The organism is Phenylobacterium sp. Root1290 (assembly GCF_001425305.1).
Lineage (GTDB): Bacteria > Pseudomonadota > Alphaproteobacteria > Caulobacterales > Caulobacteraceae > Phenylobacterium.
In genome coordinates this window covers 31,553-47,104 of the sequence record NZ_LMEE01000003.1, presented here as the reverse complement: position 1 = coordinate 47,104, position 15,552 = coordinate 31,553, and the positions used below count along the sequence as shown (strand labels likewise).

Here is a 15,552-nt window from a genome sequence, read left to right as displayed (position 1 = left end):
GTGGCTTGGAATGTTGCGGACGATCTTGCGGGTTGCCCTGGGCGCGGTGCTCGGCGTGATCGTCGGCATGCTCATCATTCTGGCGGTCGAGGGCGTCGGGCACACCATCTTCCCCCCGCCGCCGGGCGTGAACCTCACCGACCCGGCTCAGCTCGCCGCCGCCATGGGCAAGATCCCGCTGGCGGCCAAGATCGCCGTGCTGCTGGCCTGGTTCCTGGGAACCCTGGGCGGGGCCTCGGCCGGCAACCTGATCGCCGGCCGCCGCGCCTGGGCCGGGCGCATCGTCACCCTCGTCGTCCTGGCGCTGTCGGTGTTCAACATGACCACGATCTCGCACCCGGCATGGATGGCGGCCGGCGCGGTCGTTGCGATCCTGTTCGCCGGTTTCGTCGCCGATCGCGCCTTCGGCCTGCGCCGGACGCTCTAGCCGCCGACTTCCAGGCTGGCCATCACCCGGCCGCCCTCGGTCCGCACGCCCTTCTGGCGCTTGGAGGCGGGGACGTTCGCAACCTGCGCGACGCGGACCTTCTTGGAATAATAGGCCGCCGTCTTCAGCGGCAGGTCCTCGGCGGTCGCGAACTGCCGCCCGATGAAGGCGGTCGGGTTCAGCGGCGTGTCGCCCCGGCGCATTTCGAAATGCAGGTGCGGGCCAGTGGAGACCCCGCTCGATCCGATCCGCCCGATGACCGCGCCGCCGGTCACGGCGACGCCGGGCTTCGCGCCCGGATCGATGCGCCCCAGATGCGCATAGAAGCTGCTGAGCCCGTTCTCGTGCTTGACCTCGACATAGCGGCCATAGGACGGGCTGCTCCCGGCCCCGACGATGACCCCGTCCTCGACGGCGACCACCTTGGTCCCCGACGGCGCGGCGATGTCGACGCCCTGGTGCAGGCGGCCGCGGCTTTCCCAGGGCATCTTGCGCAGGCCGAACGGCGAATTGATCTTGTGGCCGGGCGCCGGCTCCCCGAACTCGAAGGCGGGCGGCGGGGGCGGCGGAGGCGGAACCTCGGCGACCACCTTGGCGTAGGCTGGCTTCTGCTCGACGGCGGGCGGCGAGAACTGCGTGGTGGCATAGGCGGCGGTCACGACGCTGAGCGTCAGCGCGACCGCCAACAGGCCCTCGACCCAAATATGCCGCATGCCGCTGTGCGCGGCCAAGCTCATCGAATTCAAGAAGCGACCTCTTCCAGTACAGTCGAGCTTTACACGCGGCCACTAGAGGTTATGTGGCCAAGCTGCGACGACGCCCCGCACATGCGGGGAAGCTGATGGCCGGTCTTTTAACCCAAAACAGGGCGGGATGACGATCATCATGTGGCGCATATTGTCGCGCCACGGAACCATGCCGCCGCACGCTCAAGACGTGGCGACGTTACTTATGCCTACACTCAACTTCACTGTAGGAATGCTCCGCGCAGCGAAAAGGGCGCGTCCAGCCCTGGACGCGCCCCCTCCGCAGTGACCTCTGATGCTCGACGATCAGAGGCCCTTGAGGATCCCTTCGACCATCTTCTTGGCGTCCCCGAACAGCATCATCGTGTTGTCGCGGAAGAAGAGCTCGTTCTCGACCCCGGCATAGCCCGAGGACATGCCGCGCTTCACGAACAGCACCGTGCGCGCCTTTTCGACATCCAGGATCGGCATGCCGTAGATGGCGCTGGTCGGGTCGGTCTTGGCGGCCGGATTGGTGACGTCGTTGGCCCCGATCACGAAGGCGACGTCGGCGGTGGAGAACTCCGAGTTGATGTCCTCCAGCTCGAACACCTCGTCATAGGGGACGTTGGCTTCGGCCAGCAGGACGTTCATGTGGCCCGGCATCCGCCCGGCGACCGGGTGGATGGCGTACTTCACGTCGACGCCCTCTTCCTTCAGCTTGTCGGCCATCTCGCGCAGGGCGTGCTGCGCCTGGCTGACCGCCATGCCGTAGCCCGGGACGATGATCACCTTGCTGGCGTTCTTCATGATGAACGCCGCGTCGTCGGCCGAGCCCTGCTTGACGGGCCGGGTCTCGACCTTGCCGCCGGCGCCGGCCGCGGCGCTGTCGTCGGCGCCGAAGCCGCCCAGGATCACCGAGATGAAGCTGCGGTTCATCCCCTTGCACATGATGTAGCTGAGGATGGCGCCCGACGAGCCGACCAGCGCGCCGGTGATGATCAGGGTGACGTTCTCGAGCGTGAAGCCCAGCGCCGCCGCCGCCCAGCCGGAATAGCTGTTCAGCATCGACACCACGACCGGCATGTCCGCGCCGCCGATCGGAATGATCAGGGTGACGCCGATCAGCAGCGCCAGGGCGAAGATGGCCCAGAACGCCCAGATCGCCTGGCCGCCGCTCATCACCAGCACCACCACCAGGCCGACGATGGCCAGGGCGATGAGGATGTTCAGCAGGTGGCGGGCCGGCAGCAGGATCGGCGCGCCCGACATGTTGCCGTTCAGTTTGGCGAACGCGATCACCGAACCGGTGAACGTGATCGCCCCGATGGCCAGGCCCAGCGACAGCTCGATCAGCGAGGTCATGTGCACATGACCGTCGGCCGTGGCGATGCCATAGGCCTGCGGCGTATGGATCGCGGCGACCGCCACCAGACAGGCGGCCATGCCGACCAGGCTGTGGAAGGCGGCGACCAGCTGCGGCATCGAGGTCATGGCGACCTTGCGGGCGATGACCGCCCCGACTGCGCCGCCGATGGCGATGCCGCCCAGGATCAGACCCAGGGTCAGGGCGTCCAGCTTGCCCTGCCCCCAGAGCGTCAGCAGCGCCGTGCCGACGGCGATGGCCATGCCGATCATGCCGTTGCGGTTGCCCGCCTGGCTGGTGGTCGGCGACGACAGCCCGCGCAGGGCCAGGATGAATAGGACGCCCGAAACGATGTAGGCGATGGCGGCGAGATTAGCGTTCATGTCCCCCCGCTCCCTCTACTTTTGCTTCTTTTTGTACATGGCCAGCATGCGCTGGGTGACGAGGAACCCGCCGAAGATGTTCACCGCCGCGAAGGCTGCGGCGACGGCGCCGGCCCCCTTGGAGATCAGCACGTTCTGGGTCAGCTCGCCGTCCGTTCCGCTCGCCGCGGCGGCCAGCAGGGCGCCGACGATGATCACGGACGAAATGGCGTTGGTCACCGCCATCAGCGGCGTGTGCAGGGCGGGCGTCACGCTCCAGACGACGTAGTAGCCCACGAAGATCGCCAGGACGAAGATCGCCAGGCGGAAGACGGTAGGATCGACAGCTTCCATGGTTGCTGCTCCGGTCAGGCGGTCAGGTTGGGATGGACGATGGCGCCGCCCTGGGTGACGAGCGCGGCCTTCAGGATCTCGTCCTCGTAGTCGGGCGCGAACTTGCCCTCCTTGTCGAGGAACAGCCCGGAGAAAGCGAACAGGTTGCGGGCGTAGAGCGCGCTGGCGTCGGCCGCGATCCGGCCCGGCAGATTGGCCTTGCCGAGGATCTTGGCGCCGTTCGCGGTCTCGACGATCTCGTTCAGCTTCGCGCCCTCGACGTTGCCGCCCTGCTCGATGGCCAGGTCGACCAGCACCGAGCCCGGCTTCATCGACGCGACCTGCGCGGCGCTGACCAGCTTGGGAGCCGGGCGGCCGGGGATCAGGGCCGTGGTGATGACGATGTCCTGCTTGGCGATGTGGCTGGTGAGCAGCTCGGCCTGCTTGGCCTGGTACTCGGCGCTCATCTCCTTGGCGTAGCCGCCGGCGGTCTGGGCGTTCTTGAACTCCTCGTCCTCGACGGCCAGGAACTTGGCGCCCAGGCTCTCGACCTGCTCCTTGGTGGCGGGGCGCACGTCGGTGGCGGTGACCACCGCGCCCAGACGCCGAGCCGTGGCGATCGCCTGCAGGCCGGCGACGCCGACCCCCATGATGAACACCTTGGCGGCCGCGACCGTGCCGGCCGCGGTCATCATCATCGGCAGGGCCTTGCCATAGGCTTCGGCGCCTTCGATCACGGCGCGATAGCCGGCCAGGTTGGCCTGCGAGGACAGCACGTCCATCACCTGCGCGCGGGTGATCCGCGGCACGAACTCCATGGCGAATGCGGTCGCGCCCTTGGCGGCCAGCGCCTGCAGCGCGTCCTTGTCGACATAGGGGTTGAGCGTCGCGGCGACGATGGCGCCGCTCTTCAACGCCGCGATCTCCTCGTCCACCGGCGCGCGCACCTTGAACAGGATGTCGGCCTTGCCGATGGCGTCCTTCGCGGTCTTGGCGAGGGTCGCGCCGGCCGCCTCATAGTCGGCGTCGAGATAGCTTGCGGTCTTGCCCGCGCCGGCCTCGACCACGACCGAATATCCGGCTGCGATGAGTTTCTTGACGGTCTCGGGGGTCGCGGCCACGCGCGTCTCCCCCGCGCGGCGTTCCTTGGTGACGGCGATCGTCGTCATGCGCCCCTTTATCCCCCTACTCGTTCCCTGCCTGTGGGCGACCATAGAGGCCGCCGCGATCCGTTGTCTAGCGACGACGCCGGCAGCTTTCAAACAAATGTTTGAGGATCAACCCCTTTAGCTTTCAGGGTTTGTCGACCGTGCGTCGCCTCTGGTCGCTCCGAGGTCGAGGCCCGTCGAACGATTGCTGACCCGCAACCTCATCCGCGCCACCGGTCTCCCGCTCAATCCAGAAAAAGTCGGTGACCTATGAACAGAACTGCAATCGCACTCTCGGCGGCGCTCACGCTGGCGGCCGCCTCGCCCGCCCTGGCGCAAGACGGAGTCCGCGCCGGCGACGACGCCCTGACCTGCGAGGCGCTCTCCGCCGAAGTCACGAAGCTGGAGGCCGCCCAGGTCCGCCGCGCCCAGCGCGCCGAAGCCGGCCGCAAGTTCATGGGCTTCGCCGGCTCGGCCCTCGCCTCCACAGGTCCCGCCCTGATCGCGCGCGCCGACGCGGGCCACGGGACCCTGCTCGCCCAGCAGACGATGCGGGCGGTCGGCTCGCAGGCCGCGTCCTCCGCCGCTGAGGGCGGCGCCGCGCCGCCGTCCGGACCGGAGGATCAGCGCCTCGAACGCGTCAGGTCCCTGATGACCGAAAAGGGCTGCTGACCATGCGCCTGCCGCTCCTGGCCGCAGTCGCCCTCGCGGCGGCCAGCCCCGCCCTCGCAGACCAGAGCCCGGCCTCGGCCGCCGCCAAGGGCCGCATCGCCCCGCTCAACGTCCAGGTGATCGGGGCCCTGCCGCCCGCCGAGGTGAAGGCCTTCACCGCCAAGGCCGGGGCCATCGTCGAGAAGGTGCTGGCCACCCCGACCCTGCACCAGCCGCGCGGCTTTTCGATCACCCGCTCGCTGACCATCGACAGCCCGCCCAGCGATCAGCCGCAGGGCCAGCCGTTCCTCGGCCGCGCGACCATGATCCCGCAGATGATCGACCTGGAGGCCGGGGCCAAGCCCGACGCCGCCGGCGCCTATATGGGCCGCCTGGAGGGTCCGACCTTCCAGATCCGGTTCAACACCCTGGCGGCGCTCTACGCCAACGACAACGGCGACCGCATCGACCAGCCGCGCGACCTGCCGCTGAAGATGGCCTCGATCCAGGGCTTCCCGGTCTTCCAGGTCGGCATCCGCCAGGTGATCCTGATCGCCAAGCCGGGCCGCCAGCCCTACAGGCCGATGACCAAGGGCGAGTATCTGCAATGGATGGCCAAGGAGATCCCGGACGACGCCCGTCTGGCCGAGGCCCAGGCCACGCTGACGCCGCAGCAACGCGCAGCGCCGGCCTGCGCCAGCTCGCGCCTGCGCGAACTGTTCGGCGACTGCTCGAAGTCCGATGCGATCCCGATCGTCCGGCTCAACCCGGACTACTTCGACAAGGGCGCGCGCAAGGGCGCCATCCAGCTGGTGGCGATCTCCACGCCCCTGGGCGGCGGCCACGGCCACAAGATCCTGGAGCCCAAGCTCAAGGCCGCCGCCTCCGAGCTCGACCTGGCCTCGATCCAGGCGATGCTGGACTAGAACGCGAAAAGGCGGGCGCCGTCGCCGGCGCCCGCCTCTTGAAACTCTGCAGGTGAGTCGTCGCCCTTAGTGGGCGTCGTCGCCGCCGTGCTCGCGCAGCACGAAGTAGCCGCCGACGGCGATGATCACGCCGACCGCCAGGCTGCCGAAGAAGCTGGTCGGCGTGCAGAACGCCAGCACCAGGAACACCAGCAGCGCCGTCAGCGCCAGCGAGCCCCACTTCGTCAGCATGACGAACAGGTGGTAGGTCGAGGTCTGCTCTTGGATTTCCATCTCGCCGCGGTGGTATTCGGAAGCCATGGCGGAGCCGTCTCTCTCTTCGAAAAATCTGTTGCCGCCGGACCTACACGAACCGCAGGCCGGCCTCAAGGGTCAGTGCGGCCACACCGCCAGCAGCGATCGCAACAACGCCACCAGGGCCAGCGGCTGATCGACCATGACGTGGTGGGCGGAGTCCGGAATGGCGATTTCCAGGATGTCGTCAGGCAGCGGAGTCGTCTGCCCTTCGGTCCGGCGGGTGATGATCACCGAGCGGTCGCCGAAGATATGCGCCAGCGGCACGTCGACCTTCGGCTTGCCGCCGACCATCATGTTGTTCATCGCCGTGCGGTCGAGCTTGTTCCACATGTTGGGATCGAACCGCCAGGTCCAGCCTTCGCCCGATCCGTCCTCCAGCGGCGCGCGCTTCAGCGAGCGGCGGGCGATGAAGTCGGCGATGAACAGGTTGCCGGCCACCTGCGGCGGCATGAACCGGAAGCGCGCCAGCGCCGCCTCGATGGTCGGATAGACCTTCTGGGCGCGGTCGGCGGTGGGAATGTTGGCCACCCGCTTGGCCTGCTCCTCCAGCATGCGCTTGCCTTCGGGGCTGTCGGGCGGCGGGCCGCCGAAGCCGACGTCGACCATGATCGCGCCCTTCATGCGCTCGGGATGCGCGGCCGCGGCGAAGAACACCTGACTGCCGCCGAACGAGTGGCCGACATAGACCGGCTTGCCGGCCGCATAGAGCCCGGCCGCCTGGGCGCAGGCCTCGGCGTCCTCGGCGAAGTCCTGGAAGGCGTAGGTCTCGCGCCAGTCCGAGGCGCCCATGCCGGCCAGCGACATCGAGGCGACGCGGTAGTCCTTGGCCAGATACGGCGCGATGAAGCTCCACCAATCGGCGTGGGCCGAATTGCCGTGCACCAGCAGCAGGCCCGGCTTGCCGACCTCGCCCCAGGTCAGCAGCTCGAGCTTGCTGCCCTTGGAGGTGACGAAGCTGCGCTCCGGCTCCTGGGCGATGGCGTCGAGGAACCAGGCCGGGGCGTCCGGCTCGCGGCCGCGGAACGGCAGCAGCGGCGCCTGGACTTCCGGCGGCAAACTGCCGGGTTCGCTCGGGACCGGGCGGTCGTCGTCATAGTAGCCGACCGGCGCGCCTTCCTTGATCGCGGGATCCATCGCCATGGCTTACGCGCCCCTCTTCTCGCGCTCGCCAGCCTTGCGCTGGATCGAGCGGATGCCCTTGTAGACGCCGGTGCCGGTCATCAGCGTGCGCTCGGCGCACCAGATGCGGCCGCGGACGGTGAACACGTCGTCCTGTTCGGCGATGATCTCGCTGGAGCCCTCGATCCATTCGCCCATATGGGCGCCGGAGAGGAAGTCCGTGGTCAGCCGCACCGTCACCCAGCCGATCTCGCGCTGGTTGGAGATCACCCGGCCCCAGGCCATGTCGGCGAAGCTCATCAGCATGCCGCCGTGGCAGTTGCCCATGCCGTTGGCGTGGTGCTCCTCGACCCGGAACGCCATGATCTCGTCGTTCGTGGCGAGGTCGCGCTTGGAATAGAATGGGCCGACCGTGCGGCCAAAGCCGCGCTGCCAGAGGTTGATTACAAAGCCGTCGGGAACGACGGCGGCCTGCACTTCGGTCAGATCGTCGGACATCGTGCGTTGCTGATGAACGGGCGTTTGAAAAATGGCAAGCGCCGATGCGCCCCAGTCGCTCCACGAGATGCTCGACGCGACGCCGCACATTGCTTGGCCCCATGGCGCCGCTTCGCGCGTTCTGGCTTCACCGATGCGCCCTGGGGGGTGGTCGGACCAACACGTGGAGGAACCCATGCGTATCGCCGTCAGCCTCGCCCTGGTCGCCGTCCTGGCCGCCGCCTGCTCCAAGAAGGAAGAGACCGCCAAGATCGAACCGGCCAAGCCGGAAGCCGCCGCCCCCGCCGCGACCGGTCCGGTCGTATCTCCCGCCGACCTCGACGGCCCCAAGCCCGGCAAGTGGCGGCTCACCACCGTGCTGTCGGCCGCGCCCAAGCCGGTCGTGGTCGAAAGCTGCGTCGCCCAGACCAGCTTCAAGGACATGGAGGCGGCCAAGCAACAGGCCGGCGTCACCTGCGCCGAGCAGACCTATCGCCGCGACGGCGCCGACATCGTCGGCCACACAGTCTGCACCATCCAGGGCGGCATGAAGATCACCACCGACAGCCGCATCTCCGGCGACTTCAACAACCGCTACACGGTGGACGCCACCACCGTCATGGACCCGGCCCCGACCCCGACCATGAAGCAGACCACCATGAAGATGACCGCCGAACGCCTCGGCGACTGCTGAGGCCACGACACGCTGAAAGTGTCATCCCGGTTTGCGAAGCAAGACCGGGATGACACTGGCGGAAGGAAAAAACCAACCCTTCCCCGTCCGGCTTGGTCGCAAAACCGCCTGCGCCGCCTTCCCCATGGCGGAGGTTCCGTCCTATCGTCCGCCCCTGTTCGTAGGGGATGGTTCCTGAAGATGAGAGTTCTGACGACGGCGGTTGCGGTGTTCGCGGCCGCGGCCCTCAGCGGTTGCGCCACGACGGCGGCGACTTCCAGCCAATCGGGCGGCGCCCAGAGCGCCAAGGCCAAGCCGCTGCCCAAGGGGCTCGATTCCGGGCGCAGCGAGGACGCCTACGCCTCGACCTACCGCCCCTTGCCCAGCCGTGCGACCGCCCTGGTCGACGCGACCATCTTCACCGGGACCGGCGAGCGCATCGAGCGCGGCGTGGTGCTGATCCGCGACGGCAAGATCGAAGCGGTCGGCGCCAACATCGTGCCCCCGGCCAGCTACGACATGGTCGACGCCAACGGCAAGTTCATCACCCCCGGCCTGATCGACGCCCACTCGCACCTGGGCGTCTATCCCTCGCCCGCCGTGCCCGCCCACTCCGACGGCAACGAACTGACCGACCCCAACACCGCCGGCGTCTGGGCCGAGCACTCGGTCTGGCCGCAGGACCCCGGCTTCAACCTCGCCCGCGCCGGCGGCGTCACCACGCTGCTGGTGCTGCCCGGCTCGGGCAACCTGATCGGCGGCCGCTCGGTCACCCTGCGCAACGTGCCCGCCCGCACGGTCCAGGAGATGAAGTTCCCGAACGCGCCCTACGGCCTGAAGATGGCCTGCGGCGAGAACCCCAAGCGCGTCTACGGCAGCCGCAACCGCGCACCGTCCACCCGCATGGGCAATGTCGCCGGCTATCGCACCGCCTGGATCAACGCCGCCGACTACGCCCGCAAGTGGGACGACTACCGCGCCAAGGCCGATCGCGGCGAAAAGGCCGATCCGCCCAAGCGCGACCTGCAGCTCGAAACCCTGGCCGGCGTGCTCAAGGGCGAGATCCTGGTCGAGAACCACTGCTACCGGGCCGACGAGATGGTCCAGATGATCGGGATCGCAAGCGAGTTCGGCTACAAGATCACCGCCTTCCACCACGCGCTGGAGGCCTACAAGATCGCCGACATCCTCGCCAAGGAGGACATCTGCGTCGCCACCTGGGCGAACTGGTGGGGCTCGAAGCTGGAGGCCTGGGACGCGGTCGAGGCCAACGCCCCGATGATCCACGCGGCCGGCGGCTGCGCGATCATCAAGTCCGACGACCCCGACGTGATCCAGCGCCTCAACCAGGAGGCCGCCGAGGCGCTCGCCGCCGGCCGCGCCGCCGGCTACCAGATCACCGAGGGCGAGGCGATGAAGTGGATCACCCTCAACCCGGCCAAGGCCATCGGCCTGGACAAGGAGACCGGCAGCCTGGAGCCCGGCAAGCGCGCCGACGTGGTGCTGTGGGACAAGAACCCCTTCTCGATCTACGCCAAGGCCGAGCGCGTCTATCTGGATGGCGCCGTCGCCTATGACCGGCGCGACCCGCGCTACCAGCCCAAGTCGGACTTCGAACTCGGCCAGGGAGCGGGCCGCTGATGCGTAAGCTAGTCGTAAGCCTGGCGGCGCTGGCCGCCGCCCTCGCCGGCCCTGCGCTCGCGCAGTCCGTGGTTATCACCAACGCCCGCGTCCTCACCGCCGGTCCGGCGGGCGAGATCGAGCACGGCCTGGTGATGATCGACAAGGGCAAGATCACCGCCGTCCTGGATCAGAGGACCGTCCGATTGGCGTTCGCGCCGGGCACGCAGGTGATCGACGCCAAGGGCGGCGTCGTCACGCCCGGCTTCATCGCGCCCAACGCCATGCTCGGGGCGGTCGAGGTGCGCTCGCTCGGCGACGACGTCGTCGCCAACAATCCGGACATCGGCGCGGCCTTCGACGTCCAGTACGCGCTGAACCCGGCCTCGACCCTGATCCCGGTCGCGCGCATGGCCGGCATCACCCGGGCCATCGTCACCCCGATCTCGGCCGGCGCCGGCGGCGGCGGGGCCGACTTCCATTCCGACGACGGCGAAGAGCTGATGACCGCGGGCGGCGGCGGCGGCACGAAGTCCGCCGCCCTGTTCGCCGGCCAGGCCGCCGTCATCCATCTGGGCGAGGCGACCGAGATCCTCGTGAAGCCCAAGGTCGGCATGGTCGTGCCGTTCGGCGACGGCGGCGCCAATGTCGCCGGCGGCGCGCGCGGGGCCGAGATCGTCGCCCTGAAGACCGCCTTCCGCGACGTGCGCGACTACATGCGCAACAGAGCCGCCTACGACCGCGCCGGCGTCCGCGAGCTGGCGCTGTCCAAGACCGACCTCGAAGCCCTGATCCCCGTGGTCGAGGGCCGCATGCCGATCATCGCCGTGGTCCACAAGGCCTCCGACATCCGCGCGGTGCTGAAGTTCGCCCGCGAGGAAAAGATCAAGGTGATCCTCTCCGGCGCCGAGGAGGGCTGGATGGCCGCCCGCGAGATCGCCGCCGCCGGCGCGCCGGTGATCATCGACCCGCTGTCGAACCGGCCCGACACCTTCCAGACCCTGGGCGCCAGCCTCGAGAACGCCGGCAAGCTGCATGCGGCCGGGGTGACCGTGATCCTGCAGGGCAGCGGCGGCGCCCACCGCATTCGCGAGCTGCGCTACAACGCCGGCAACGCCGTCGCCCACGGCATGCCCTACCAGGCGGCCCTGGCGGCGATGACCATCAACCCGGCCCGCGTGTTCGGCGTCGATGCTCAGGTCGGCTCGCTGGAGCCGGGCAAGGACGCCGACGTGGTGATCTGGACCGCCGACCCCTTCGAACCGCTGAGCCAGCCGACCGCCATCTTCATCCGCGGCGAGGCCCAGCCCCTGACCTCCCGCCAGATCGAACTGCGCGACCGCTACAAGGACCTCTCGGGGCCCTATCCGGTCGCCTATCCGAAACAATAGGTGTCATCCCGGAAAGCGCGCCAGCGCTTGTCCGGGACCCATTTGCGCCGAGCCAGAAACCGGGATGACACTCGGGCGCCCCTACCCCCGCCCCCGCTCGGCCTGGATGAAGTCGATGAACGCCCGCAACGGCGGCGGCACATGGCGGCGGCTCGGATAGTAGAGCGACGGCCCCGGGAAGCTCGGCAGCCAGTCCTCCAGCAGGCTGACCAGCCGCCCCTGGTCGATGTCGGCGCGGACATAGCCCTCGAACGCGGCCCAGAACCCCACCCCGTCCAGGGCGGCCCGCCGCTGCAGCGCGACCTGGGTCGAGACCAGCCGCGGCGACGGGTCCATCCGCAACACCTGGCCGTCCTTCTCGAACTCCCAGGGGAACATCACCCCGCTGGCGAAGCGCTGGCGGATCGCCGGCAGGCCGACCAGCTCCTGCGGCGTCTGCGGCCGCCCATGCGCGGCGATCAACTCCGGCGACGCCACCAGGACGAAGCGCTGCTCGCCGCCGAAGGGGACCGCGATCATGTCCTGGTCCAGGTGCTCGTCCCAGCGGACCCCGGCGTCGAAGCCCTCGGCGACGATGTCGATGCGGCTCGACTCCCCGACGATCTCCAGGCGCACGCGCGGATGCTGCTCGAGGAATCGCGCGACCAGCGGCGCCAGCACCAGCTCGACCGCCGGCTCCGGCGCATTGATGCGCAGCAGCCCCGCCGCGGTCCCGGCGCTCTCGTGCACGCTCTCCACCGCCGAATTGATTTCGCCCAAGGCCGGCGCCAGGCGTTCCAACAGCCGAAGGCCGGCCTGGGTTGGAGACACGCTGCGGGTCGTGCGGTTCAGCAGCCGCAGGTCCAGCGCCGCCTCCAGGTCGCGAACGGCCTGGCTCAGGGTCGAGGCCGACACCCCGCGCAGCGTCGCCGCCCGGCGGAAACTGCGCTCGCGGGCAACGGCCGCGAAGGCGTCGAGATCGGCCAGGTTCACGTTTCGCATTGTGCGTAATTCCGTACGGCCCGTCAGGTGATGAGCGGATTATCGCAGGAATGGCGCGGGCCTAGTCTGGGGTCAACCTAAGGAGCCCGCACATGAACACCCGTCAGCTCGGCCGCACCGGCCCGACCACCTCCGCCCTCGGCCTCGGCTGCATGGGCATGTCCGACCTCTATGGCCCCGCCGACCGCGGCCAGGCCCTGGCGACCCTGGCCGACGCCCGCGCGGCGGGGATCACCCTGCTCGACACCGGCGACTTCTACGGTATGGGCGACAACGAGATACTGGTCGGCGAGGCCCTGGCCCAGGCGCCGCGCGACCAGGCCATCGTCAGCGTCAAGTTCGGCGCCCAGCGCGGTCCCGACGGCGCCTGGCTCGGCTATGACGCCCGTCCCGTCGCGGTGAAAAGCGCGCTCGCCTACAGCCTCAGGCGGCTGGGGACCGACTATGTCGATATCTACCGCCCCGCCCGCCTCGACCCCAACGTTCCGATCGAGGACACCATCGGCGCCATCGCCGAGCTGGTGCAGGCCGGCTACGTCCGCCACATCGGCCTCTCCGAAGTCGGCTCCGAAACCCTGCGCCGCGCCGCCGCCGTCCACCCGATCAGCGACCTGCAGATCGAGTATTCGCTGATCTCGCGCGGCATCGAGGACGGCGTGCTGCAGACCTGCCGCGAGCTGGGGATCGGGATCACCGCCTACGGCGTGCTCTCGCGCGGGCTGATCAGCGGCCACTGGTCGACGGGCTCGGGCCCCACCGACTTCCGCTCCCACGGCCCGCGCTTCCAGGGCGAGGCCCTGCAGCACAATCTGGGTCTGGTCGAAAAGCTGCGCGCCTTCGCCTCGGCCCGGAACGTCACCCCGGCCCAGGTCGCCATCGCCTGGGTCGCGGCCCAGGGCGACGACATCGTCCCGCTGATCGGCGCGCGCCGCCCCGAACGTCTCGCCGAATCCTTGGGCGCGGCGAACCTCATCCTGACCGCGGCCGACCTCGCCGAACTCGAACAGATCGTCCCCAAGGGCGCCGCCGCCGGCGAACGCTACAACCGCGAACAGATGGCCATGCTCGACAGCGAGCGGCGCTGACGCGGCTCCGCCGGTTTGTGGAATCTATCGGCAGCGCGCCATCGGCATTCTTGAGCGTGACGATAGCGCCTCGGCGGCATTCTGAGCCGCCTTGGCGCCATCGTCGTAGCCGAGGCCGGAAACCCCTTTGTCGACAAGGCTTCGCCGGCTCCGGTGGACGATGTTGCTCAAGCGCCCAAACGGGACCGCATCCTGCGCAACGGCAGCTTTCAGGAGGCCGGCGAAGAAAACCTGCCGCTAGAGCGCCTTCTCGGGGCTCAACGTCTCGCGCAGCTGGCGCTTGAGGAACTTCCCACTGGCGTTGCGCGGCAGCGGGTCGTTCATGAACCACAGGAAGCGGGGGATCTTGTGCTTGGCCATGAGGCTGGACAGGTGCTCTCGCAGCTCGGCGGGCGAGACCATCGCGCCAGGCCGCAGCAGCACGGCGGCCCCGACCTCCTCGCCCAGCCGCTCGTCCGGCACGCCGAAGACGGTCACCTCGGCCACCGCCGGGTGGCGGAAGATGCCGGCCTCGACCTCGGCGCAATAGACGTTCTCGCCGCCGCGCAGGACCATGTCCTTCTTGCGGTCGACGATGAAGATGAAGCCGTCCTCGTCGATGCGGGCCACATCGCCGGTGTGCAGCCAGCCGTCGGTGATCGACTCCGCCGTCGCCTCTGGCCGATTGATGTAGCCCTTGATGACCGGCGCGCCCTTGACCCACAGCTCGCCGACCTGGCCGGCGGGGACCGCATTGCCGTCGTCGTCCACGCACTTGGCCTCGAACGAGGGCATGGCCGGACCGCAGCTGTCGGGCTTGTCGATGAAGAAGTCGGCCGACACCGCGGTGATGATCCCGCAGGTCTCGGTCATGCCGTAGCCGGTGTTCGGCCGCGCGGTCTTCACCGCTCCGTCGATCTTGCCGACCAGGTCGGGCGGCAGCTGCGCCCCGCCGCCGCCGAGGCTCAACAGGCTGGAGGTGTCGGTCTTCTCGAAATCGGGATGGTTGATCAGTTCGCGCGCCATGGTCGGAACGCCGCTCATCGCCGAGACCTTCTCGGCCTCGATCAGGCGCAGCGCTTCGCCCGCATCCCAGCGGTACATCAGGACCAGCTTGCCGCCGGCGGCGGTGACGGCATAGGCCCCGCAGTTGTTGGCGGTGACATGGAACAGGGGGGTGGTGACCAGCGCCACCGGGATCGGCGGCGGGGCGGCCGGATCGATCGCCACGCCCGTCGCACGCGCCGTAGCCAGCGCCTGGACCTGGCCCGAGAAGCCGATGTTCATGAGGTTGGCCACGCAGCCGCGATGGGTGAGTTGCGCGCCCTTCGGGAAGCCGGTCGTGCCCGAGGTGTAGAAGATGCAGGCGTCGGCGTCGGGATCGACGCTGACCTGCGGCATCTCCCCGCCGTCGGCGATGACGTCGGCATAGGCGATCGCGCCCGCCGGCGGATCTGTGCGCACCGCGACCACCTTGGCGCCCGCGGTCATCGCCGGACGCTCCTGGATGCGGGCCAGACGCTCGGCGTCCGCGAAGATCACCTTCGGCGCGGAGTCCTTGATCGCGTACTCCATCTCGTCGGTCACCCACCAGGCGTTCATGCCGACCGCGGCGACGCCGGTGGAGAGACAGGCCCAGTAGATCAGCATCCATTCGGGATAGTTGCGCATGGCGATCGCCACCCGGTCCCCCGGCTGGACGCCCTGCGCGAACATCCACGCGGCGATGGCGTTCACCTGGGCGTGGGCCTGGGCGTAGGTCAGCCGGTCGTTCTCGTAGACCAGGTAATCCCGGTCGCCATAGGCGGCGGTGGAGAGCCAGAGCTCGCGCACCGAGGGCGGCGCGTTCTTGTAGCTGCGGATGGTGTTCCCGCGCACCGGGATCTCGGCGATCTCGAACGGGGCGCCGGGCGCCGTCAGTTCGGACCAGGCCTGCTTCAGCTCTCGATAGTGCATGGACTCCCCAATTCTTTGTTCGCCGTCCGCGTCGAG

General features: G+C 69.0%; 16 protein-coding genes. 7 read left to right on the top strand and 9 right to left on the bottom strand.

Annotated elements, in window-relative coordinates; all coding sequences use genetic code 11:
• The first annotated feature begins 10 nt into the window (after positions 1-10).
• A complete protein-coding gene (locus ASC79_RS14960) occupies positions 11-427 on the top strand; it encodes a hypothetical protein (protein WP_056022899.1) in 417 nt (138 codons plus the stop codon).
• Here the strand turns inward: ASC79_RS14960 and ASC79_RS14955 are convergent.
• The 4 genes from ASC79_RS14955 to ASC79_RS14940 form a co-directional block, all read right to left on the bottom strand.
• Positions 424-1,164, bottom strand: coding sequence for a M23 family metallopeptidase (locus ASC79_RS14955; protein WP_056022903.1), 741 nt, complete (start codon positions 1,162-1,164; stop codon positions 424-426). The genes ASC79_RS14960 and ASC79_RS14955 overlap by 4 nt on opposite strands.
• A gap of 315 nt (positions 1,165-1,479) precedes the next feature.
• Positions 1,480-2,901, bottom strand: coding sequence for an NAD(P)(+) transhydrogenase (Re/Si-specific) subunit beta (locus tag ASC79_RS14950; RefSeq protein ID WP_056022906.1), 1,422 nt, complete (start codon positions 2,899-2,901; stop codon positions 1,480-1,482).
• A gap of 15 nt (positions 2,902-2,916) precedes the next feature.
• Entirely contained in the window at positions 2,917-3,234 is a 318-nt protein-coding gene (locus tag ASC79_RS14945) for a proton-translocating transhydrogenase family protein (RefSeq protein WP_056022909.1), read from the bottom strand.
• Positions 3,235-3,248: 14 nt separating this feature from the next.
• Positions 3,249-4,382: a Re/Si-specific NAD(P)(+) transhydrogenase subunit alpha gene (locus ASC79_RS14940; protein ID WP_056022912.1), complete on the bottom strand. Its 1,134-nt coding sequence runs from the start codon at positions 4,380-4,382 to the stop codon at positions 3,249-3,251.
• Between the two features lie 249 nt (positions 4,383-4,631).
• Between ASC79_RS14940 and ASC79_RS14935 the strand changes: the two genes are divergently transcribed.
• Both ASC79_RS14935 and ASC79_RS14930 read left to right on the top strand, forming a co-directional pair.
• Positions 4,632-5,033, top strand: coding sequence for a hypothetical protein (locus tag ASC79_RS14935; RefSeq protein WP_056022915.1), 402 nt, complete (start codon positions 4,632-4,634; stop codon positions 5,031-5,033).
• 2 nt (positions 5,034-5,035) lie between these two features.
• On the top strand, positions 5,036-5,938 hold the full coding sequence (locus ASC79_RS14930; RefSeq protein WP_056022918.1) for a hypothetical protein: 903 nt from the start codon (positions 5,036-5,038) through the stop codon (positions 5,936-5,938).
• Positions 5,939-6,004: 66 nt separating this feature from the next.
• Here the strand turns inward: ASC79_RS14930 and ASC79_RS14925 are convergent, their stop codons facing one another.
• The 3 genes from ASC79_RS14925 to ASC79_RS14915 form a co-directional block, all read right to left on the bottom strand.
• The gene (locus ASC79_RS14925) at positions 6,005-6,238 is read right to left on the bottom strand and encodes an aa3-type cytochrome c oxidase subunit IV (protein WP_056022925.1); all 234 of its coding nucleotides are present in this window, start codon (positions 6,236-6,238) and stop codon (positions 6,005-6,007) included.
• A gap of 72 nt (positions 6,239-6,310) precedes the next feature.
• On the bottom strand, positions 6,311-7,375 hold the full coding sequence (locus ASC79_RS14920) for an alpha/beta fold hydrolase (protein WP_235528771.1): 1,065 nt from the start codon (positions 7,373-7,375) through the stop codon (positions 6,311-6,313).
• A 3-nt stretch (positions 7,376-7,378) separates the two neighbouring features.
• A complete protein-coding gene (locus tag ASC79_RS14915) occupies positions 7,379-7,852 on the bottom strand; it encodes a PaaI family thioesterase (protein WP_056022929.1) in 474 nt (157 codons plus the stop codon).
• 175 nt (positions 7,853-8,027) lie between these two features.
• Here ASC79_RS14915 and ASC79_RS14910 point away from each other — a divergent pair, with 175 nt between their 5' ends.
• From ASC79_RS14910 to ASC79_RS14900, 3 genes are all read left to right on the top strand, one after another.
• Positions 8,028-8,525 (top strand): DUF3617 family protein, encoded by a 498-nt coding sequence (locus ASC79_RS14910; protein WP_056022932.1) that lies wholly within the window; start codon positions 8,028-8,030, stop codon positions 8,523-8,525.
• A gap of 180 nt (positions 8,526-8,705) precedes the next feature.
• The gene (locus ASC79_RS14905; RefSeq protein WP_056022935.1) at positions 8,706-10,145 is read left to right on the top strand and encodes an amidohydrolase; all 1,440 of its coding nucleotides are present in this window, start codon (positions 8,706-8,708) and stop codon (positions 10,143-10,145) included.
• Positions 10,145-11,515 (top strand): amidohydrolase family protein, encoded by a 1,371-nt coding sequence (locus ASC79_RS14900; protein ID WP_056022938.1) that lies wholly within the window; start codon positions 10,145-10,147, stop codon positions 11,513-11,515. The genes ASC79_RS14905 and ASC79_RS14900 overlap by 1 nt, the downstream gene beginning before the upstream one ends.
• An 81-nt stretch (positions 11,516-11,596) precedes the next feature.
• Here the strand turns inward: ASC79_RS14900 and ASC79_RS14895 are convergent, their stop codons facing one another.
• A complete protein-coding gene (locus tag ASC79_RS14895; RefSeq protein ID WP_056022941.1) occupies positions 11,597-12,496 on the bottom strand; it encodes a LysR family transcriptional regulator in 900 nt (299 codons plus the stop codon).
• 92 nt (positions 12,497-12,588) lie between these two features.
• On the opposite strand from ASC79_RS14895, the gene ASC79_RS14890 reads away from it, so the two are divergent.
• Positions 12,589-13,581: an aldo/keto reductase gene (locus ASC79_RS14890; RefSeq protein ID WP_056022944.1), complete on the top strand. Its 993-nt coding sequence runs from the start codon at positions 12,589-12,591 to the stop codon at positions 13,579-13,581.
• 237 nt (positions 13,582-13,818) lie between these two features.
• Here the strand turns inward: ASC79_RS14890 and ASC79_RS14885 are convergent, their stop codons facing one another.
• Positions 13,819-15,516, bottom strand: a complete 1,698-nt coding sequence (locus ASC79_RS14885) for a class I adenylate-forming enzyme family protein (RefSeq protein ID WP_056022947.1) — start codon at positions 15,514-15,516, stop codon at positions 13,819-13,821.
• Between the last annotated feature and the right edge of the window lie 36 nt (positions 15,517-15,552).